Source organism: Paenarthrobacter sp. NPDC091711 (assembly GCF_044756605.1).
In the GTDB taxonomy this organism is placed as follows: domain Bacteria; phylum Actinomycetota; class Actinomycetes; order Actinomycetales; family Micrococcaceae; genus Arthrobacter.
In genome coordinates this window covers 1-18,656 of sequence record NZ_JBIVTF010000018.1, presented here as the reverse complement: position 1 = coordinate 18,656, position 18,656 = coordinate 1, and the positions used below count along the sequence as shown (strand labels likewise).

At 62.2% G+C, this 18,656-nt stretch carries 15 protein-coding genes and 1 tRNA gene; 8 read left to right on the top strand and 8 right to left on the bottom strand.

Features of this window, described 5'->3' with window-relative positions:
* Window position 1: 1 nt before the first annotated feature.
* Window positions 2-157, bottom strand: coding sequence for a DUF4177 domain-containing protein (locus ACIQH5_RS19760; protein ID WP_011775990.1), 156 nt, complete (start codon window positions 155-157; stop codon window positions 2-4).
* On the opposite strand from ACIQH5_RS19760, the gene ACIQH5_RS19755 reads away from it, so the two are divergent.
* The 5 genes from ACIQH5_RS19755 to ACIQH5_RS19735 all read left to right on the top strand — a co-directional run bounded on the left by ACIQH5_RS19755 (window position 156) and on the right by ACIQH5_RS19735 (window position 7,407).
* Window positions 156-2,486 carry a transglycosylase domain-containing protein gene (locus tag ACIQH5_RS19755; RefSeq protein WP_400406756.1) on the top strand — a complete coding sequence of 777 codons (2,331 nt, stop codon included), beginning with the start codon at window positions 156-158 and terminating at the stop codon, window positions 2,484-2,486. The two genes, ACIQH5_RS19760 and ACIQH5_RS19755, sit on opposite strands and share 2 nt — an antisense overlap.
* 2 nt (window positions 2,487-2,488) lie before the next feature.
* Window positions 2,489-3,436, top strand: coding sequence for a metallophosphoesterase (locus ACIQH5_RS19750; protein ID WP_400406753.1), 948 nt, complete (start codon window positions 2,489-2,491; stop codon window positions 3,434-3,436).
* Window positions 3,437-3,603: 167 nt separating this feature from the next.
* The gene (locus ACIQH5_RS19745; protein WP_400406750.1) at window positions 3,604-5,403 is read left to right on the top strand and encodes an ABC transporter ATP-binding protein; all 1,800 of its coding nucleotides are present in this window, start codon (window positions 3,604-3,606) and stop codon (window positions 5,401-5,403) included.
* Window positions 5,400-7,232, top strand: coding sequence for an ABC transporter ATP-binding protein (locus tag ACIQH5_RS19740; RefSeq protein ID WP_400406746.1), 1,833 nt, complete (start codon window positions 5,400-5,402; stop codon window positions 7,230-7,232). The genes ACIQH5_RS19745 and ACIQH5_RS19740 overlap by 4 nt, the downstream gene beginning before the upstream one ends.
* A 98-nt stretch (window positions 7,233-7,330) precedes the next feature.
* Window positions 7,331-7,407, top strand: a tRNA-Pro gene (locus tag ACIQH5_RS19735).
* Between the two features lie 202 nt (window positions 7,408-7,609).
* On the opposite strand, the gene ACIQH5_RS19730 is transcribed toward ACIQH5_RS19735, so the two are convergent.
* Entirely contained in the window at window positions 7,610-7,837 is a 228-nt protein-coding gene (locus ACIQH5_RS19730) for a hypothetical protein (protein ID WP_062073841.1), read from the bottom strand.
* 127 nt (window positions 7,838-7,964) lie between these two features.
* Between ACIQH5_RS19730 and ACIQH5_RS19725 the strand changes: the two genes are divergently transcribed.
* Complete coding sequence (locus ACIQH5_RS19725; RefSeq protein WP_400406744.1) at window positions 7,965-9,239, top strand: helix-turn-helix domain-containing protein; 1,275 nt, start codon at window positions 7,965-7,967, stop codon at window positions 9,237-9,239.
* A 74-nt stretch (window positions 9,240-9,313) separates the two neighbouring features.
* Here the strand turns inward: ACIQH5_RS19725 and ACIQH5_RS19720 are convergent, their stop codons facing one another.
* Window positions 9,314-10,252: a phosphoribosylaminoimidazolesuccinocarboxamide synthase gene (locus ACIQH5_RS19720; protein WP_400406742.1), complete on the bottom strand. Its 939-nt coding sequence runs from the start codon at window positions 10,250-10,252 to the stop codon at window positions 9,314-9,316.
* A gap of 2 nt (window positions 10,253-10,254) precedes the next feature.
* Window positions 10,255-11,565, bottom strand: a complete 1,311-nt coding sequence (purD, locus tag ACIQH5_RS19715; RefSeq protein WP_400406873.1) for a phosphoribosylamine--glycine ligase — start codon at window positions 11,563-11,565, stop codon at window positions 10,255-10,257.
* Between the two features lie 178 nt (window positions 11,566-11,743).
* On the opposite strand from purD, the gene ACIQH5_RS19710 reads away from it, so the two are divergent.
* Both ACIQH5_RS19710 and ACIQH5_RS19705 read left to right on the top strand, forming a co-directional pair.
* Complete coding sequence (locus ACIQH5_RS19710; RefSeq protein WP_400406739.1) at window positions 11,744-12,760, top strand: asparaginase; 1,017 nt, start codon at window positions 11,744-11,746, stop codon at window positions 12,758-12,760.
* A gap of 20 nt (window positions 12,761-12,780) precedes the next feature.
* Window positions 12,781-13,206, top strand: a complete 426-nt coding sequence (locus tag ACIQH5_RS19705) for a sterol carrier family protein (protein WP_400406737.1) — start codon at window positions 12,781-12,783, stop codon at window positions 13,204-13,206.
* A gap of 69 nt (window positions 13,207-13,275) precedes the next feature.
* On the opposite strand, the gene ACIQH5_RS19700 is transcribed toward ACIQH5_RS19705, so the two are convergent.
* The 4 genes from ACIQH5_RS19700 to ACIQH5_RS19685 form a co-directional block, all read right to left on the bottom strand.
* A complete protein-coding gene (locus ACIQH5_RS19700; protein ID WP_400406734.1) occupies window positions 13,276-14,763 on the bottom strand; it encodes a cation:dicarboxylate symporter family transporter in 1,488 nt (495 codons plus the stop codon).
* A gap of 266 nt (window positions 14,764-15,029) precedes the next feature.
* On the bottom strand, window positions 15,030-15,797 hold the full coding sequence (locus tag ACIQH5_RS19695; protein WP_400406731.1) for an SDR family oxidoreductase: 768 nt from the start codon (window positions 15,795-15,797) through the stop codon (window positions 15,030-15,032).
* A gap of 42 nt (window positions 15,798-15,839) precedes the next feature.
* The gene (locus tag ACIQH5_RS19690; protein WP_091327460.1) at window positions 15,840-16,601 is read right to left on the bottom strand and encodes an aspartate/glutamate racemase family protein; all 762 of its coding nucleotides are present in this window, start codon (window positions 16,599-16,601) and stop codon (window positions 15,840-15,842) included.
* 112 nt (window positions 16,602-16,713) lie between these two features.
* The gene (locus ACIQH5_RS19685) at window positions 16,714-18,279 is read right to left on the bottom strand and encodes an NCS1 family nucleobase:cation symporter-1 (protein WP_400406727.1); all 1,566 of its coding nucleotides are present in this window, start codon (window positions 18,277-18,279) and stop codon (window positions 16,714-16,716) included.
* Window positions 18,280-18,656 lie beyond the last annotated feature (377 nt).

Genomic DNA, 18,656 nt, shown 5'->3' with positions numbered 1-18,656 from the left:
ATTACTGCTTCTCCCTCTTCAGGTATGCAACAAGGCCTTTGCCATCGGGTCCACCGACGACCTGGACGAGCTCCCAGCCGTCCTCGCCCCACTGGTCCAGGATCTGCTTCGTAGCGTGGATAATGAGCGGAATCGTGGCGTACTCCCATTTGGTCATGACAGAAAGCCTAGCCCTTGCCGGTAAAGTGGAAAACATGGTGACTCGCAAGAACCCACTATTCGACACTGCCACCACCCTCGGAAAGATTCTAGGCTTCCTTGGTGTGAGCGCGATTTGTGGCGTCCTCGTGGCGGGCCTTTTGGTCCCCGCGGCCGCCGTTTCGGGCAGTGCCGCCAGTGGTTCAATTCAGTTCTTTGACACTCTGCCGGCGGAGCTGCAGGTGGATCCGCCCAGTCAGAACACCACCATTCTGGCGAAGGACGGTACGCCGATTGCTTCGATCTACGCGGAGAACCGGACCAAGGTTCCGCTGGATCAAATGAGTCCGTTCATCAAGGACGCTGTCATCGCTATCGAGGACAGCCGTTTTTATGAGCACGGCGGCATTGACACCACCGGCATCATGCGAGCCATCGTCAGCACCGCCCGAGGCAACAAGCAGGGCGCGTCCACCATCACGCAGCAGTACGTGAACAACGTCATCAACGAATCCCTTGTGGCAGCCGACAGGGAAGAAGACGTCAAGCTCAACGGTGGCGACAAGGGCGTTGGCGACAAACTCCGCGAAATGAAGCTCGCCATCGCCTTGGAGAAGAAGTTCTCCAAGGAGCAGATCCTTGAGGGTTACCTCAACATCGTCTTCTTTAACCGTGATGCCTACGGTATTGAGGCTGCTTCAAAGTTCTTCTTCAGCACCACGGCGAAGGACCTCACTCTTCCGCAGGCAGCCCTCCTGGCCGGCCTGGTGAACAGCCCCTCCGCCTTCGATCCGATTGCCAACCCGGACAACGCGAAAGTCCGGCGCGACCTGGTGCTCGCCTCCATGGTCAATCAGGGCAAGATCACCCAGGCACAGTACGACGAAGCTGTTGCTACCCCCGTCACCACGCAGGTCACTCCTGCACGCCAGGGCTGCGCTTACGCCACCATGGCTCCGTACTTCTGTGACTACGTGCTGCACTTGCTCTTCAACAATCCTGCATACGGCGACACCCAGGAAGAGCGCATCAAGCGCATCCAGCGTGGCGGCCTCACCATCCAGACCACGCTCGACCCCACGGCCCAGACCGTGGCACAGCAGCAGGTAGACGCGACGGCAGGTGCGAACCCGGACAAGTGGGGCGCCTCGATCGTCTCCGTCCAGCCGGGCACAGGCCAGATCGTGAGCATGGCCCAGAACACCGTCTGGCTGCCTCAAGAGGGCAAGTTCGATCAGACGCAGAACTTCAACGTGGACGTCCTGGATAAGGACGGCAATGATCTCAATGGCATTGGCGGGTTCCAGCCCGGTTCAACCATGAAGCCCTTCACGTTTGCCCAGTGGCTGAACGAGGGCAAGTCGATGAACCAAAACGTCAACGCGGCCGTTCGCAGGTACCCTCAGAATTTCCCTTGGAAGAACACCTGTCCCACTCCGACCAATGGTTGGTATGACGCCACCAACGGCACCATCGACCTTCAGAATTCTGATGAAGGTTACTACAGGAACATGACCGTGCTGTACGGCCTCAAGAACTCCATCAACACTGCGACCTTTGCTTCGGCGGCTCAGGTTGATCTCTGCGGTATTCAAGGAATAGTCGATGCCACAGGCATCCACGGTGGCCTCCCCGCCCGGGATGACACCGGTAAGATCACGGACCCGAACCCCAAGGTCCCCATGACCACCTTGGCCAACCTGATCGGTTCCACGCAAACGGCCCCGTTGACCATGGCAGCGTCTTTCGCAACGTTCGCCGCTGATGGCAAGTACTGCGAACCCATTGCCATCACCTCGGTGAAGGACCAGTCCGGCGCCCAGCTTCCGGCCCAGTCCTCAAGCTGTAAGGATGCAGTGAAACCTGAGGTAGCCCGCGGCGTTGCCTATGCCATGGGGAAGGTGCTCGACGAGGGCTCGGGCTCTTTGATCCGACCGGCTCTTAACTCCAAGAACTTCCCGGTGGCTGCGAAGACCGGAACCAACGACACCAACGGCTCGACCTGGGTTGTGGGCTACACCAGCGGCCTTGCTACGGCCTCTTGGTTCGGAGATCCCCTGGCTGATCAGTCGCGCTACGGCCGCGACCTCACAGTGAACGGCCAGTTCTATAAAGCCATCGACGGTTACATGATCGCCGGCCCCCAGTTCACCAACTACATGCTGGCTGTCGCTCCAGCGTACGGAACCAACCCGTTCCAGCAGCCTCCGTCGAACCTGCTCGGTACGGCTCCGGCCCCGCAGCGCAACAACACGCCGTCCACTACGCCGTCCACCGCACCTAATCCCGCCCCGTCCTCCGGAAACGGCAACAACGGGAACGGCAACGGTAACGGCAACAAGAACTGACCATGACGTTTAGTGATTCATTGGCAAACCGCGTCCGCACTGTCGGGCGCGGTTTCGCCGTCACTGCTGCCGTCGGTGCAACTGCAGGCGCAGCGGCCGCCGCTTACGGTTGGTGGGAGAAGGACCAGTTCGAGGTCCGTCACGAAGCCCTGCCCATTCTTCCGGAGGGCACCAAGCCGCTCCGCGTCCTGCACCTGAGCGACATCCACTTCGTCCCCGGCCAGGACACGAAGACCCAGTGGCTGCGGTCGCTGGCGGATCTAAAGCCTGATCTTGTGGTCAACACGGGCGACAACCTGAGCCACGCCAAGGCCATCGATCCTCTGATCGAGGCACTTCGGCCGCTGATGGAGTTCCCGGGCGTTTTCGTTCCGGGTTCCAATGACTACTACGCCCCGCGGATCAAGAACCCGGTGGGCTACTTCCGCGGTCCATCCAAACCCAAAACCGCTCCTATCCAGCTCGACTGGCCGAAGCTCCGCTCGGCGTTCGGCATGGGTGGCTGGATCGACCTCACCAACCGTGCCCAGTCCGTGGTGTTGAACGGCTTGCGGTTCGACTTCTCCGGGGTTGATGATCCGCACCTGGGCCGTGAACGCTACGCAGGTTGGCCACGCGGTACCGTAAACCAGGACGCCCGCCCGCACCTGAAGGTGGCCGTCATTCACGCTCCGTACCAGCGCGTGCTGGACCACTTCACTGAGGCCGGAGCGGATCTGATCCTTGCCGGCCACACCCACGGCGGCCAAATCTGCGTCCCCGGCTTCGGTGCGCTCGTCTCCAACTGCGATCTCCCCAATTGGCGCGCCAAGGGTCTTCACGATTGGGAAAGTGATAGCTTCACGACGCCGGTAAACGTCTCCGGCGGCATCGGCACCTCGCGCTTTGCCCCGGTCCGCATCGCGTGCCGCCCGGAGGCAGTGCTGCTGACGCTCACGCCCCGCAGCTAGAGCCGCTCGATCAAAAGAGACGTGGATCATTACGATCCTCAATAACTGGGTCAAACATTTCAACGACGTTGCGTTGTCCTGTGAAACGAATCACGCCATGGCATAGGGTAGTTGCTACGGGAAACTACCTCCGCACCATCTGAAGATCCAGCTGTCGAGAAGCGGGCATGTCCAAGCAAACGTCTTTCTTTACCTCCGTCGGCCGCCTGTACCCTCATGTGCGGCCCATCCTCCCCCGACTATTCATGGGCCTGATCTGCGCCCTGTTGGCCAGCATCGTTGCGCTGACTATTCCGCAGGTACTGCGGGTTCTTGTCAACAACTCGCTGCAGCCAGGCGGTTCCACGGACGCCGTCTGGATTGCCGCCGTCGTGATTCTTGCTTTGGGTATTGCTGAAGCGGGACTGGTGGCCCTGCGCCGGCAGTTCGTGATCAACCCGGCCACCACGGTTGAGACCCGGATGCGCGTGACCCTGTACGGCCACCTGCAGCAGCTCACTGTGGCTTTCCATGATCGCTGGGGTTCCGGTCAGTTGCTCTCGCGCGCCATGACGGACCTGAGTTTCCTGCGCCGCTGGATGGCGTTCGGCGCGATCATGTTGGTGGTCACCACGCTGACGGTGATTATCGGCGTCGGCGTGATGTTCTCCATGAGCTGGCAGCTGGCGCTGATCTTCCTGGCAGCGGCCGTGCCGATCATGATCAACTCCTTCCGTTTCCGCCGCCGCTTCAGTTTGGTCACCCGCCTCAGCCAGGACCAGGCCGGGGATCTCGCCACCACCGTGGAGGAATCCGTCCACGGCATTCGCGTGCTGAAGGCTTTTGGCCGGAGCCGCGAAGCGCTGGAAAACTTCAACGGCCAGGCAGAGGAACTCCGCCAGACGGAGATCGCGAAGGCCAAGCAGCAAGCTGGCTTCACGCTGGTGGTCACGCTGCTGCCGGAGCTGGCGTTGGGCGTCGGGCTGGTGGTGGGCATCATGCTCGCCGCGAGCGGACAACTCAGCATCGGCGCTTTGGTGGCGTTCTTCGCAACAGCTGCTGTGGTGGCCACGCCGGTGGAATTCTCGGGCATGCTCCTGGCCATGGCGCTGACCGCCAAGACCGCGTTGGACCGCCACTTTGAGGTGATGGACACGGAGAACACCATAACTTCCCCAGACCAGGCCGCGGTTCCGGACAAAGTGAAGGGCGCCTTGCGCTTTGAGGGTGCAGGTTTCGGGTTCGACGACGGCGGGACCCTCCTCCACGACGTCACCCTGGACATCCGCCCCGGCGAGACCATGGCCCTGGTGGGCATCACCGGTAGCGGCAAGAGCGCTTTGCTCCAACTGGTCCCCCGCCTGTACGACGTCACGTCCGGCGCTGTGACCATTGACGGCGTGGATGTCCGTGACTATGACATTGACGAACTCCGGAAGATTGTTGCTGTGGCGTTCGAGGACACCACCCTGTTCTCCAGCTCGGTACGGGACAACGTCCTCCTCGGAGCCCCAAATCCCAGCGACGCTGCCCTGGACGAAGCCCTGGACGTGGCACAGGCACAGTTCGCGTACTCGTTGCCGGACGGCGTGGACACGTTGATCGGCGAGGAAGGTTTGAGCCTGTCCGGCGGTCAACGGCAACGCATCGCGTTGGCCCGCGCCATCGCGGCCAAGCCCAAGGTTCTGGTCCTCGACGATCCCCTGTCCGCTTTGGACGTCAATACGGAGGAACGTGTAGAGGCCCGCTTGCGGGAGGTCCTTCGTGAGACCACCACTCTGATCGTCGCGCACCGCCCTTCCACCGTGGCCTTGGCGGACCGGGTGGCGTTACTCGAAAACGGGACCATCACCGCCGTCGGGACACATACGGAACTGTTGGCCGGGAACGATCACTACCGCTACGTCATCGCCAGTCTGGACGCCGGTCCCAAGGACCTGGACACCGAACTGGACGAGCTCGAAGAAGCAGAGGAGGCCCGCCGGTGAGTGCCGCAACGTTTGGAACCGCCAACGAGGACAACACACTCCTCACCAAAGCAGACAGCAAAGCCGTACGACGCCGGTCGCTCACCTTGCTTGCCTCGCTCATCCGTCCCGTTCGGCTGCGTTTCTGGCTGACGATTGTGATGGTGGTGGTCTCGCAGCTCACCCGGGTTGCCGGGCCTGCGCTGATCGCCTTTGGCATCGATAACGCCCTTCCTGCACTGCAGGCTGGCGACAACGGGCCTTTGGTACTGGCTGGTTCCCTCTACCTGGCTGCGGCGATCGCCACGGCTGGAATGACTGCGTTGTACGTGACCTCCACTGCCCGGCTCAGCCAGGCCATGCTGCTGGATCTGCGCTTGCGGGTCTTCCGGCATACCCAGCGGTTGAGCCTGGAGTTCCACGAGAAGTACACCTCGGGCCGCATCATTGCCCGGCAAACCTCGGACCTTGAAGCGCTGCGCGAACTGCTGGATTCCGGCGTGAGTTCCTTGGCGTCGGGCATGCTGTTCATGGTGTTCACCGCGGTCACGATCTTTGCGCTCGATTGGCGCAGCGGTTTGATCGTCCTGGCAGCCGGCGTGCCCATGTTCTTCCTTGCCCGCTGGTATCAGAAGCATTCACAGATCGCGTTCCGTGAATCACGGGTGGTGTCCGCGCGCTTGATCGTGCACTTTGTGGAGACCATGACCGGTATCCGTGCGGTGAAAGCGTTCCGCAAAGAGCGCGAGAATGCCTCCCGTTACGGCGAGCTGGCCGAGGACTACCGCAAGAACACCGTCCGCTCCATCAACCTGAACGGCATCTTCCAGCCGGGCCTGGTGCTGATCGGCAATGTTTGCGTGGCCGTTGTGCTGCTGTTTGGCGGCTTCAGGGTTCTGGACGGCGACCTGGCCGTTGGCGTGCTGCTGGCACTCATCCTGTCCACCAAGCGCTTCTTCCAGCCCGTGGACCAGATGGCCATGTTCTACAACTCTTTCCAGAGCGCCCAGGCCGCACTGGAAAAGGTGTCCGGACTTCTTGAGGAAATACCCACCGTCCGTCCTCCGAAGAACGCCGTCGCCTTGAAGAGCTCACGCGGCGAAATCGACTTCAAGGGCGTGGAGTTCGGTTACAGCGACGGCAAAGTGGTGGTTCCCAAGCTGGACCTGCACATTCCGGCCGGGCAAACCATTGCCTTGGTGGGCCAGACAGGTGCTGGCAAGTCGACATTGGCCAAGCTGGTGGCGCGCTTCTACGACGTCACGTCCGGGGCCATCACCTTGGACGGGATCGACCTCCGGGACCTCTCCACCACGGACCTCCGGCGCGCCGTGGTGATGGTGACGCAGGAAGCCTTCCTCTTCAGCGGCTCCGTGGCGGACAACATTGCCCTCGGCAGGCCCGAGGCTTCGCGGTCTGAGATCGAGGCTGCCGCCGCAGCAGTGGGAGCCCATGAGTTCATCACGAGCCTCCCCGAGGGGTACGACACGGACGTCAACAAGCGTGGTGGCCGGGTGTCTTCCGGTCAACGCCAACTCATCGGCTTCGCCCGCGCGTTCCTGGCCGCACCGGCTGTGCTGATACTGGACGAGGCAACGTCCTCCTTGGACATCCCCTCTGAACGCATGGTGCAGCAGGGACTGTCCAACCTTTTGGAGGGAGTAGCCGGCGGCAGGGGAGCTCGGACAGCCATCATCATCGCCCACCGCCTCTCAACCGTGGAGACGGCCGACAGGGTTCTTGTGGTCCACGACGGCCGAATTGTGGAGGACGGGACTCCCGCTGAACTGATCAGCGGTGGTGGACGGTTCGCCCAGCTGCACGGGGCGTGGCGGGACTCGCTGGTCTAGCTCCTCCCGGCCGTCGGCTGTGAGCAGCGACACCAGCTCCTCGATTTCGCATCACGGGACGTTTCGGCTATTCTTGAACAGTTGCTTTCGCAGCGGATCGGGATGTAGCGCAGCTTGGTAGCGCGCTTCGTTCGGGACGAAGAGGTCGCAGGTTCAAATCCTGTCATCCCGACCAAACACGAAAATGGCGTCGAGAAATCGGCGCCATTTTTCGTTTTAAGTTTGTCAACTCACCGCACTTATCCACATGTACTATCGTGCCGATTGGCGTCCCAGCCGCGCCTCACTATGATTTCACTGGCCAACGAAGGCAGGGCATAAAGAAAACCCCGGAGCATCGCTCGTCACGCTCCGGGGTTTCTTTTACTACAATTGTTTTACATAGGGTCGGGCCAGTTACCGATGGACATCGTGGTGATGGTCGTCTCGGCCTTGTCCTTCTTGGGCACCGTGGTGGTGGTGGACCGCATAGGGTCCGGCCAGTTACCAATGGCGCTTACTGTGCTGGAATCTGCTGCGGGGGCAGCGGAGACAACACCGGGAGCCGCCACCGCGAACGTCAGTGCGCCCGCCACGGCCACTGAAGCAATGATTTTCTTGAACATGATGATGTACCCCAATGCGAGTCGGATTCGTTACGGAAATTGCACGGTCCCTGTTGACATACATTGTAAAATGTTTTCCACAGAGACTGTCAAGGTTTTGGTCAAAAGACACCTGTAGGAGGGACCCGTGGGAAACGGATTCGGCGAGAAGCTACGTGCCGAACGGCTCGAACGTGGGTTGACGCAGGCAGAGCTCGGCAAGAACCTGTACTCACCGAGCTATATTTCGCTGCTTGAAACAGGCCGCCGCGAGCCCACGGCCGAGGTCATCGAGGAGCTCGCCCGCCGTCTGGAGCTGGCGCCAAAAGCCCTCGAAGCGTGGAGCCAACCCGTTTCCGTGAGCGACGCCGAGTACGTCCTCGCCGGCCTGTACGCCCGGCAGGCATGGGACCTCCGCGACTATCAACTCGCCGCCAGCCACGCAGCAACCGCAGCGCAGATCGCTCTTGAGGCCAAGAACAACAGCGCCTGGTGGAACATGACATACATGCAGGCTGAGTGCGTGATGAAGCAAGGCCAACTCAAGGAATGCCAGCAAATTGTTGAGCATCTCCTGGAACACCCCATGGCCACTGAATCCGCCGGCCTGGGAGTGCGCGCCTGGCAAATGCTTGCCGCGGTGTGTCACGGACAAGGTCAGCTGGCCACCGCCGTCGAGCATGCCAAGCAAGCCGTCAAACTCAGCGAGCAACTGCCCAAGGGTTCCACGCTCATCATCGGTGCGCACCGCGCGCTGATCGGTGCTCTTGCCGAGAGCGGCAAGTTGGACGAGGCCTGGGAGTACTGCCTGGCAATGATCGAGCACATGGACGAACACTCCATGTCGCAGCTGGCAGGCGAAGTGGCCTGGGTGGTGGGCAACGTCGCCTTCATGCGCCACGACTACATCGAGGGCATCAAGCACCACGAGCGTGCAGCCAAGCTCCTCTCCCCCGCCAATGACATTGAGCTCTGGGCCCGCTTCAACAAGGCGTCGGCAGCGGTTCGACTGTCCTCCGGGATTGTGGAACCGGAAACGTTGTCCGCCATTGAGCGGGCGGAACTCGCGCTGTCCATTGTGGGCGGGAACAAGACAGACCAGCTGGAGGTCGCGTTCATCCGCGCCCGCTGGCTGTACCTGACCGGGGACATCCCTGCAGCCGTGGAGAAGCTCCGCGAAATCTACGCAGACCGCAAGGTGTTGGCCCGGCACACCGCCGGCGAAGTGTCGCTGCTGCTGGGTAAGTCCCTGAAAGCAGCAGGGGAAGCCGCTGAGGCACTCCAATTCCTGGAAGAGGCCCAGCACGACTTCAGCGCAGCGGGAGCCTCGGACCGGGTGCAGCAGGCCATGGACGCTGTACTGGAGATCCGTCTGGCCGAGCGCCGGGCCGCTGCAACACATCCGGAACACTCTCAGGCCTGATTCACCCAAGTAGGTAGCAGTTCAGGTCGTTATGAGGGCTCATAACGACCTGAACTGCGACCCAGTTGGGTGCTTTAGGCGAAGGTGCGGCCCGTGAGCTTTTCGTAGGCTTCGACGTAGCGGGCGCGGGTGCGCACCACTACCTCGGCGGGAAGAGCCGGCGGCGGGGTGTCCGAGGACTTGTCCCAGCCGGACTCGGCGGAGGTCAGCCAATCACGGACGTACTGCTTGTCGTACGAGGGCTGGGACTGACCCGGCGCGTACGTGGATGCATCCCAGAACCGTGAAGAGTCCGGGGTGAGGACCTCGTCACCCAGCGTGATCACGCCAGTGGCTGCGTCGATGCCAAACTCCACCTTGGTGTCAGCCAGGATGATGCCGCGTTCGCGGGCGAGCTCCTCGGCGCGGGTGTAGATCTTCAGGGTGAGCTCACTGAGGCGGGCAGCGATGTCGTCGCCCACCATGGCCACAACGTCGTCATAGGTGATGTTGACGTCGTGCTCGCCCACTTCGGCTTTGGCAGAAGGCGTGAAGAGTGCCTTCTCCAAGCGCGAACCATCAACCAGGCCCTCGGGCAGGGGGATGTCGCACACCGTACGGGATTCCTTGTACTCAGCCAGGCCGGAGCCGGTGAGGTAGCCGCGTGCGATGCATTCCACCGGGAACATATCCAGCTTCTTGCAGATCATGGCCCGGCCCTCGACGGCGGCAGGAACGCCACCTTCCACCGTGGACGCCAGCACGTGGTGCTCCACATCCAACTGATCGAACCACCACAGGCTCAGCTGGGTCAGGACGCGGCCCTTGTCCGGGATCTCGCTGCTCAGCACGTGATCGTAGGCGCTGATGCGGTCACTGGCCACCACCAGGACGCATTCCTGGCCGATCTTTTCCGTGATGGCTTCGTCGGCCGGGACGTAGAGATCACGGACCTTGCCGGAGTAGACGTGCGTCCAGCCCGGAAGTTCCAGAGTTTCGGTTTCGAAGCCGCCGGTGGGGATGCCCTCAGTCATGCTCAGGCCTGCACTTTCGGGATGGTTCCGGTTGCGGTGTACGGCACGCGGATTTCGCCGCGTGCGGCTTTGCCTCCGATGTCCGTACGGAACTGTGAGCCTTCAAGCTGAACCAGCTCAACGCCGTCGTACGCCTTTTCGCGGGCCTCCACCAGATCGGAACCAAGCGCGACCACCGCAAGGACGCGGCCACCAGCGGAGACCACCTTGCCTTCGTCGTCCAACTTGGTGCCGGCGTGGACCACGTGGACACCGTCCAGCTCGTCAACCTTCTTCAGGCCGCGGATGCGGTCACCGGTGCGGGGTGCGTCCGGGTAGTTTTCGGCGGCTACGACGACGGCGACTGCCGTGTCCTTGGACCAGCGCAGCTCTTCTGCGGTGTCCAGTTCGCCCTTGGCAGCTGCCAGCAGCAGCGCACCGAGCGGAGTCTTGAGGCGCGCCAGGACGGCCTGGGTCTCGGGGTCGCCGAAGCGGACGTTGAACTCAATGACGCGTGTGCCGCGGGACGTCAGGGCGAGGCCGCAGTAGAGCACGCCGATGAAGGGGGTGCCGCGGCGGGCCATCTCGTCCACGGTGGGCTGGGCCACGCGGTCAATGACTTCCTGGACCAGGCCCTCGGGAGCCCACTCGAGCGGGGTGTACGCGCCCATGCCACCGGTGTTGGGGCCTTCATCGTTGTCGAAGATGCGCTTGAAGTCCTGTGCCGGGGACAGCGGCACAGTTGTGCGGCCGTCACACAGGACAAACAGGGAGACCTCGGGGCCGTCCAGGAACTCTTCGATCACCACGGTTCCACCGGCGTCGAAGCAGGCCTGTGCGTGTGCCAGCGCTTCGTCGCGGTCCTTGGTGACCACCACGCCCTTGCCGGCGGCCAGGCCATCGTCCTTGACGACGTGAGGGGCGCCGAAGGTATCCAGGGCGTCTGCAGCTTCCTCGGCGTTGGTGGCTACGCGGGCCATGGCCGTGGGAACGTTGGCTTCAGCCATGATCTGCTTGGCGAAGGCCTTGGAAGCCTCCAGCTGGGCTGCTTCCTTACTGGGACCGAACACCGGAATGCCGGCTTCGCGGACGGCGTCGGAAACACCGGCGGCGAGGGGCGCCTCAGGGCCGACCACCACCATGTCCACGCCCAGCTTGGTGGCGAGGGCGGACACGGCTTCCGGGTTGTTCCCGTCAATCGCGTGGGTGGGAACAAGTTTGCTGATGCCCGCGTTGCCCGGGGCCGCGTGGACCTCGGAAACGTTCGGATCTTCAAGCAGAGAGCGGACAATGGCGTGTTCGCGGCCGCCTGGGCCAATGACGAGTACCTTCACAGTCCTCAAGGGTACTTTGTGAAGGGCGAGCAGCCTAAGCTGTATCATTCACCGGACCCCATGTACACGGGAGTCCAAGCGCATGGATCACGCAAAGTGCAGAGGATCACGCGCGCGGGCGCGCGTGTGGCGCGCGTATGGCCGGGAACCACACGGCCGCGCCCCTAGACTTGGCTGTATGCCCATAAGTTCGCATGAAACGTTCAACGTTGAGTCCGCGGTGGAACTGGCAGTGATCGAACGAAGTGGCTTTATTGAGTCCCGGCACATCGGCGCGGCCGTGGTCCTTGCCGGTGACGGCTCGGTGGTCACCCGTCTTGGTGACATTGACGCCCCAGTCCTCGCCCGCTCCACCCTCAAGCCCTTCCAAGCGCTGGCTTCCATGCAATCCGGGGTGCCCCTCCGCGGCGCACAAGTTGCTGTGGCTTGCGGCAGCCACACTGGATCCCTGGACCATATGGACGTTGTTGAGGGGATGCTCAAAGCAGCGGGCGTCAAGGAAGAGAACCTTCAATGCCCCACGGCCTGGCCCCAGGACGAAACGGCCCGCAACTGGCTGGTGCGGTCAGAGCGTGGACAATCCAAGCTGGCTTTCAATTGCTCCGGCAAGCACGCTGCATTCCTCTGGGCGTGCACCGAAAACGGCTGGGACCTGCGCAGCTACCTTGAGCCCAACCACCCGCTCCAGCAGCGTGTTCGCTCGGTGATCGAGGAATACAGCGGCGAAACGATCTCGCATCTGGGCATCGACGGTTGCGGCGCACCCGTTGCCGCCATCTCGCTGACCGGCCTCGCCCGCGCCTACTCCCGCTTGGCCAAGTCCCCGGGAGACAAATCATCCAACGCGCGTGCCGCCACCATCGCCACGTCCATGCTCGACTACCCTTGGGCCGTCCAAGGCAAGGGCGAGTCCAACACGATCGTCATGGAAGAACTCGAGGTCCTGGCGAAAATCGGGGCTGAAGGGGTCCTGGTCCTGGCGACACCCACCGGCGCAACCGTGGCCGTGAAGATGCTGGACGGGAACCTGCGAGCCACGTCCTTGGTTGGACTGACTCTCCTGGCCGTGAGTGGCGCCGTGGACATCCCGGCGGTTTCCAGCGTTCTGGAACGGGTGGTTGAGCCCGTGCTCGGCGGCGGCCACGAGGTTGGCAAGATCAGGCTGGGCCACGCCGTCTCCGCCCTGCTGGACTAGTACTTCTGAGGAGAACACCCATGGCCGTCGCACGTCGCCGCGTCAACATTGAGGAAGGCCGCGCCGCGCTGGCAGCCTGGCAGGCCGCCGTCGAGCCCTCGGGCAGTGCCGGGGAGCCTTCCGGCAGTGCCGGTGAGTCGGGCAGCGGTGCCGGGACCCCGCCGTCGCGCTCTTTGATTGCGACGGCGGTGCGCTACTCCCTGGAGGAAGTCACCGCGCGCGCACCCGGCAATTCGGTGGAGGTTCGGGTGCCGCCGTTCGGAGTTACGCAATGCGTGGAGGGGCCCCGTCACACGCGCGGCACTCCCCCGAACGTGATCGAGTGCGACGCCGCCACGTGGCTTTCGTTGGTGACCGGCAGGATGTCGTGGGCGGACGCTGTTTCGAACCATCAGCTGGCAGCGTCCGGTCTGCGTGCGGACCTCTCGGAGCTGCTGCCCCTTTAATCGAGTTTTTGTACAGCTAATGCCCCTAAGACCAGGTCTTAAGGGCATCAGCTGTACAAAACTATTCGGTTAGTCCGGGCACACCGGGGCTGACGGTTGCCCCTTCTTGCTCATCTCAAATTGCGGGATGTCGTCCGCGGTGGGACCGCCACGGAACTTCGGCGAGGGGTTCTGGCCGCTGCTGATGCGCTCCAGCTCCTGCTGCGCGTAAACGTCTTCCTTGCCGAGCATGATGGCCGTGTCCTCGTTGGTGATCTCACCGTTGAAAGCGCGGACCATGACGCTGCGGTCGAACTGGCCCTCCCATTTGGCCACCACGAACGTTGCCACGCAGTTGCCGAGCAAGTTCACCACCACGCGCATGGAGTCCATGAGGCGGTCGGCTCCGAGGAGGAGGGCGACGCCGGCAACCGGGAAGATTCCGAGGGCGGCAGCGGTAGCGGAGAGTGCCAGGAAGGACGAACCCGGTACGCCTGCCATGCCCTTGGAGGTCAGGAGCAGCACACCCAGGGCTGCCAACTGCTGGCCGAGATCAAGGTTGTGGCCGAAAGCCTGAGCCAGGAACAGCAGCGAAATGGAAAGGTAGATCGCGGCGCCGTCCAGGTTGAACGAGTAGCCCGTGGGAACCACCAAACCGGTGGTGGCGCGGGAGCAACCGGCGTTGGTCAGCTTGGTCATGATGCGCGGCATGACAGCTTCTGTGGAAGCTGTGCCGAGCGCCAGCAGGAATTCTTCCCGGGTGTACTTCAGGAAAGACCACAGCGGAACGCGGGCGAAGCCCCAAGCCACCAGGAACAGCAGGCCGATGAAGATGATCGCTGCGCCGTAGCAGGCGGCAATCAGGAGGGCATATGTACTGAGCGTGCCGATCCCGTACTGGCCGATGATGAAGGCCATGGCACCGAAGGCACCGATGGGCGCCACTTTCATGATCCAGGACATGATCTTGAAGATCAGTTCCAGCACGGTTTCCATGAGGCTGATGACCGGCAGGCACCGTTCGCGGCCAATGACCACAATGGCTGCGCCGAAGAAGACTGAGAAGAACAGCACCTGAAGCAGGCTGTTGCTGGCAAAAGCACCGATCACGCTGACGGGAATGACATCCAGGATGAACGCTGCGGCGTCCTTGGGAGGCGCATTGCCGGTCTTGGCGTTGAGCGCGTCCTGGGAGAGCGTAGCGGGGTCGATATTAAGGCCAGCACCGGGCTGAACGATGTTTCCGACGATGAGCCCGAAAACGAGGGCGAAAAGAGTGGCGCCGGTGAAGTACAGGAGCGCTTTGACCCCGACCCTTCCGACCGCCTTGACGTCGCCCACTGCCGAGATGCCCGTGACGATCACAAGGAAAATCAGCGGGGCGATGATCATCTTGATGAGTTGAATGAATCCATCACCCAGTGGCCGGAGGGCGGACCCAATGGTCGGCCAAAAATGACCGATGAGTACACCTGCGACGACGGCGATCAGGATTTGAAAAAAGAGCGACTGGTACAGCCGCTTTTTCTTCTGCGGGGCCGAACTCGCCTTCAGCGCCGCGGAGTCTGGGATCTTCATTGATCTGAACCAATCAGTTGGGAACAGCCCCACATTTTGAGGGGGTTTTTCAAATGTAAGCCTGGTCACACCATTCCGCAAGGGGAAATTCAGTTTCCATATTATGGAAGTCACATTTGGTTTGAAGCCAGCCAGGCCCGGGCCTCCACCACCTCTTTTGACGCAGAAATGCCCGCGGCACACCCCTCCAAGGGCGTGTCACGGGCATTCGAAAAGCACAGTGGGTGGTGGCGGTACAGGACCCCCTTTGAGAGTGCGCGGACTCGCTAGCCGCGGCCCACGAACGGCATGCCGGCCGCCGTCACCACCAAGGAACCCACGCTGGCCGACGCCGGCATGTTGGCCATCATCAGCACGGCACGGGCAGCGTCCTCCACCGGGAACATGGGTTCCACCTTGCGGCTGCCATCAGCCTGCAGCGCGCCGGACCCGACGCCGATGGTGTCCATGATCTCGGTGCGGGTATTGCCGATGTCAATCTGCCCGCACGTGATGCCAAACTCCCGCCCGTCCAGCTCAATGCTCTTGGTCAGGCCCGTCATGGCGTGCTTGGTGACCGTATAAGCCACCGACCTGGGCCGGGGCGAGTGCGCTGAGATGGATCCGTTGTTGATGATGCGGCCACCCTGCGGCTCTTGGGTTTTCATGGTCCGCACGGCCTCGGCCGCACACAGCATGGAACCGGTGACGTTCACGCGCAGGGTCGCTTCCCACTCGTGCACGCTGATCTCGCCCACGTCGCCTGCCGGGCCGAAGATGCCGGCGTTGTTGAACAGCACATCAACCCGACCCCAGCGTTGGCGGACCTCCTCGAAAAGGCGAGCGACGTCGTCGGGCGCTGTGACATCGCAGGGAACGGCCAGCGCATCCGGGTGGCCGCCCGCAGTCTCCAGGAGTTGCGCCTCACGGCGGCCAGCCAGGGCAACGCGGTAACCTTCAGCGAGCATGAGCTTGGCGACGGCTCGCCCAATACCCGAACCGGCCCCGGTCACGACGGCGACCCTCGGGTTTGTGGGCGGGCTGGAGTCAGTCATGTGGTTGCCTTTCGAGGAAGTGCTTGTGGCAGCGTCAAGCCGTCAGCGCGCGGCTTCGGCGTTCTGGTTTGCGGCCGGCTGGGATGCAGTTATCGGCCAGCCTATGACAGTCTTTGGACGCGGTGTGGCGTAGGTCCTCACTTTGGACGTGGACAAGCCGAGGCGCACCAAGGATTCAGCGATGGTGACCGCTGACGCCACTCCGTCCACCACGGGGACGCCAGTTCGCTGACGGATCTGCTCGTCCAGCCCGGCCATGCCGCCGCAACCGAGGACAATAACCTCGGCTTTGTCGTTCTGAACAGCTTGCTCCGCCTGGCTCACGATTGCTTCAACAGCACGCTCCGGGTACTCCTCGAGCTCCAGCACGGCCATGCCGCTGGCCCTCACAGAAGCGCAACGTGCTTCCAGGCCGGCGAGCTTGAGGCGGTCCTCGATGAGCGGAACGGCCCGATCCAGTGTGGTGACCACCGAATACTTGTGTCCCAGGAACATCGCGGTGCTGGCTGCCGCCTCGGTGATGTCCACCACCGGGACGTCCAGAAGTTCCTGCAGACCCTCACGGCCGTGCTCGCCATAGCCGGCCTGGATGACGGCGTCGAACGGTTCTGGATAGTTCACCACGGCATCCATGACAGCGATCGCTGCAAGGTAACTTTCAAAGTTCCCCTCGCAAGAGTCGGCGCCGAACCGCGGAGTGATGCCGACGATCTCGGTGCCCGGGGCAGCGGCCGCACGGGCCTGGGCGGCGATGGAGTCCGTCATGGACTGGGTGGTGTTGACGTTTGCGACAAGGATGCGCATGGGTTTCCTCTCAACGGCAGCGCCCGTCCCCTGACTGGTGACCTGGGTCCGCTTGCTGGGACTCATTAAGTCAGTGACCGGGAGGACGGGCGAGGCCTCGATGCTCGGTGAGTCAGTGGGTGCTGGCGACGGCGATCGGCTCGCCGGAGACGTCCTCATGGAGCTGCTTCTTGTCAGCCACCGCGAAGAACGTGAGCGCAGCTACGCCTGCTCCAATAAACCAGGCGAAGGGTGCTGCGGGCGCCAGTGCCGGAATGAAGGCGATGGCGATGGCAATCGCTGCCGCCGGGATCATCGCGATGATGGCCTTAGGGTTGACGCCCCGCTTGTAGAAGTACGCGCCCTTGGGATCCTCCGTGTAGAGCTCGGGCACGTTGACCTTGCCCCGGCGGACCAACCAGTAATCAGCCATGATGACGCCGAACAGCGGCCCAAGCAACGCACCCAGCCCGCCCAGGAAGTAGACGATGACGATCGGGTTGTTGTAGAGGTTCCACGGCAGGATCACCAAGCCGATGGTGCCGCTGACCCAGGCGGCCTTGCGGAAGTTCAGGTGCCTCGGGAAGAGGTTGGTCAGCGCATAAACCGGAGCGACGAAGTTGGCCATCAGGTTCACGGCCACCGTCAGGATCAGCAGGGCGAGGCATGCCAGGACCAGCAGCAGGGTGTTCGGGATGCTCTGCACGATGTCCGAGGGACTCTCGATGACAGTGCCGTTGATCTTGTATTGCCCGCCGGCCATGACCACCACAATGGCGCCGAAGACCAGCATGTTGATGGGGATGCCCCAGAAGTTGCCTTTGACGATGGACTTCTTGGAGGTGGAGGAGCGCGTGAAGTCACAGAAGTTCAGCACGAAGGTTCCGTAGATGGAGACCCACAGCGCACCACCGGCGAAGATGGTGAGCCACATTTCCCCACCCTCAAGGCCCTTGATGCCAGACCATTGGATGGCGCCACCGGCTTCGATGAACACCCACACGGCAATCGCTGCCATGGTCACCAGGATGACCGGGCCTGCGAACGCCTCGTACTTGCGGATCATCTCCATACCGAAGCTGACGATCACCAACTGCACGATCCAGAGAGCCACGAAGGAGAACCAACCCAGGGTTGAGAGGCCAAGAATGGAGTTGCTGTCCAGGTCTTTCAGGCCGGGTGCCATGGCAACCAACATCACCCGGAGGACCACTGAGGCCAGGTAGGTCTGGATGCCGAACCATGCCACGGCAACGGCGCCGCGAACCAGGCTGGCGATCTGCGCACCCCTGATGCCAAAGCTGATGCGGCTCATGACGGGGAACGGGACGCCGGTCTTCTGGCCCATGAACCCCGAGAAGTTCAGGAGGGCAAAGAGCAGGATGGCACCGATTCCCAGCGCCACCAGGATCTGCCAGCCACCCAAACCGAGGGAGAACAGGCCGATGGCAAAGGCGTAGTTACCCAGGCTGTGGACGTCGTTGGCCCAGAGGGTAAAGATGCTGTAGCTGGTCCACTTGCGGCCTTTGGCCTTAGTGGGAGCGAGGTCAATGTTGTAAAGGCTGGGGCTGATGGTACGGCCTGATGCTTCGGAAGCAATAGCGCAAAGGTCCGTGTTACCCACGGACGGGTGGTTGGGGCCACCTGCTGGTGCGTCTCCCGGAGTACCAGTGACGCCGACTGATGAAGTCGTCTGCATCGTGGATCTCCACTTCGTACTGATTCCACAATGCGGAATCTAGTTATTGAATAGTGAAAGCACTCTATGACTCAGGTCACGTCACGTCAAGAGTTCCCGGTGTATGCAGGGTCACATTCGGTTGCTTGAGCACTGCTTTCCCAGTTGACTGTTTTGGTTACGCAATCCGTGTTGACGCTGCCCATCAGCAGACGTAATCTCGAATTGCAGAATTTTATTCTCACAATACGAAATTCCTTGAGCGCCCCCCACAGAGCAAGCGCCCAGACATTCAATGAAGAGAGGTTGGACGTGGCTGCAGGAGAAGAGACCTCACACATCCTCAGCGGGTTGACTGCCCAGCTGCCTGATCGTGATCCGGAAGAGACCGCGGAGTG